The sequence below is a fragment of the Amnibacterium endophyticum genome, from assembly GCF_042680685.1.
Lineage (GTDB): Bacteria > Actinomycetota > Actinomycetes > Actinomycetales > Microbacteriaceae > Amnibacterium > Amnibacterium endophyticum.
Genome location: NZ_JBHUEA010000043.1, coordinates 1 through 2094, shown reverse-complemented (window position 1 = coordinate 2094; position 2094 = coordinate 1). Strand labels below are relative to the sequence as shown.

Here is a 2094-nt window from a genome sequence, read left to right as displayed (position 1 = left end):
GTCCCCGGCGTCGCGGTCAGCGTTGACCCGACCCTTGCCGTCCCCGAGATTGTCGGTACCGGCGTCGGGGTGAGCGTCTTGGCTGTGGCCGCAGATGCCGCGGCCGACGACAGTGGGCTGAAGGGAGCGTTCAGCACTACCAACGCCGAGACGAGGAGCAAGGAGGTGAAGCGGATCGCGCGAAGCACCCGGGGAGAAGCAGCGTCCATGAGTCATCTCGTGTCGGGGAATGTGAGCGCAGGGAGGACGCTCAGGAGGAGCATGGCGCAAACCAATGTTCGGCGTCTGCCCTCGGATTCCTCGGCACCCGTCTCACGAGCCTCTGATCGTCGAGGTATCGCTCGGGCCCTGTCGGTCGGGCAGGAGATCAGCGGTGCGGGCCGCCACCACGAAACCGAAGGGCGGGAACACAGACAGCGGGGCGCTTATGGTCCCGCTGGTCTTCCTGATCCTCCCCGTCACCGTCGCCTTCGCGGTCTGGCCCGCCGTCCTCGCCCTGCAGACCCAGCTCTGAGCGGCCGCGGCCCTGAAGAGGGACGGGTCAGCGGGGCGGGGAGAGCAGGACCGCGAGCGCCACGACCGCGAGCCCCGAGAGGTTCAGGACGACGCCGACGCGGATCGAGAAGACCTTCTGCCGGTCGGCGTCCGGCAGGCGGAAGCCGAGCACGGGGCAGCCCGCCCAGACCAGCAGCGCGAGACCGGCGGAGGCGACGACCGCTCCCGCCCACCAGGCGACGTCGAGCGGGACGGGCAGCACCGATGGGCGCCAGCCGCTCGCCACCAGCGGCCCGAGCCCGGCGGCCGGCGCGACCACGGCGGCCGCCGTCCAGATCGTGCCGGCGCGGATGATCCGCCCGGTCTCGGCCGCGGTCGACTCGAACTCCTCGGCCGTGCGCTCCTCGGCGTGCGTCGCCTGCTGCATCTGCCGCACGCTACCCCGGCCTCGCCCCCACCGACCGGGAGCGCGAGCGCTCAGAAGCTGTCGAGCGACTTCGGCGTGCCGAGACCGGTCGGGCCGTCGTACCCGACCCCCGCGTTGCAGACCGAGGAGGTGCCGCAGGAGCCGTTCGACCCGCTCGTGACGTCCCAGAACGCGGAGCGGTCCGCGTAGAGCGCCCCGGCGTCGGAGTGGTCGGCGGCCCGTCCGCTGCGCACGAGCATGCCCGCGATCAGCGGTGCGGCGAGCGAGGTGCCGCCGACGACCAGCCAGCCGTCGGCGGTGTAGCCCTGGTCGATCGCCGCGGTGTCGAAGACCGCGAGCCCGGTGTTCGGGTCGCCCACCGCGGCGACGTCCGCGACCGTGCGGGTCGAGCACGCGTCGTCGGTCTGCCAGGCCGGCTTGGCGACGGACGCCGAGCAGCCGGAGCCGCCGCCGACCCAGGCGGTCTCCACCCAGCCGTCCCGCGCGGCGGACGCGGTGGCCGCGGCCGGGGGCGCCGTCACGGACACCACGGCCCGCGTGGTGGTGGAGGCGCCGTCGTCGTCGGTCACGGTGAGCGAGACGGGGTAGGACCCCGCGGAGGCGTAGCGGTGCGCGACCGTCCGGCCGCTCGCCCGTGCGCCGTCGCCGAGGTCCCACGCGTAGGCCACGATCGTGCCGTCGGGATCGCGCGAGGCCGAGGCGTCGAAGGTCGCGGAGAGATCGGTGGCCGTGTAGGAGAACCCGGCGGTCGGGCCCGTGTTCGACGGCGGGGTCGGGGTCGGCGTCGGTGGCGATGTCGGCGCTGCTGCAGAGGGTGCGGGTGCGGGTGACAGCGGCACCTTCCGGACGGGGGCGCCCTGCTGCACCGGGGCGACGACGATCGGGCCCGGTGCCGAGGGCGCCGAGGGTGCGACCGGGGTCGTGCTGCCGCGGCGGTCCGCCGTCACGACGGCGCGGGCGAGGACGACTGCGGCGGTGCGCGAGACGACCGCCCGGTTCGCGCGTCGGAGCGCGCGCGTGCGCGTGTCGACGCGCGATGTCGCGCTGCGGTAGGCCCGGCTGCGGGCCGCGTACGCCTTCTGCGCGGCCCGCAGCTCGGCGCGCCCCGCGCGCTCGGCGACCCCGACCCGCTTCGCCGCGGTGGCGCGGCGCTGCTTCGCCGCCGCCGCGGC

The 2094-nt window shown here is 75.0% G+C and carries 3 protein-coding genes; 1 reads left to right on the top strand and 2 read right to left on the bottom strand.

Translation table 11 applies throughout. The features are described from left to right. Positions 1–373 precede the first annotated feature (373 nt). The gene (locus tag ACFSBI_RS16025; RefSeq protein ID WP_377936708.1) at positions 374–514 is read left to right on the top strand and encodes a hypothetical protein; all 141 of its coding nucleotides are present in this window, start codon (positions 374–376) and stop codon (positions 512–514) included. Between the two features lie 27 nt (positions 515–541). Here the strand turns inward: ACFSBI_RS16025 and ACFSBI_RS16020 are convergent, their stop codons facing one another. Together ACFSBI_RS16020 and ACFSBI_RS16015 are read right to left on the bottom strand one after the other, a co-directional pair. Beyond that, on the bottom strand, positions 542–922 hold the full coding sequence (locus ACFSBI_RS16020; RefSeq protein ID WP_377936706.1) for a hypothetical protein: 381 nt from the start codon (positions 920–922) through the stop codon (positions 542–544). A 50-nt stretch (positions 923–972) separates the two neighbouring features. Further along, on the bottom strand, positions 973–2094 hold a 1122-nt coding region (locus tag ACFSBI_RS16015; RefSeq protein ID WP_377936704.1), incomplete at its 5' end, for a PKD domain-containing protein.

Coding starts and splice junctions, on each gene's coding strand:
- ACFSBI_RS16020 (WP_377936706.1), bottom strand. CDS start 922: ATGCAGCAGGCGACGCACGCCGAGGAGCGCACGGCCGAGGAGTTCGAG.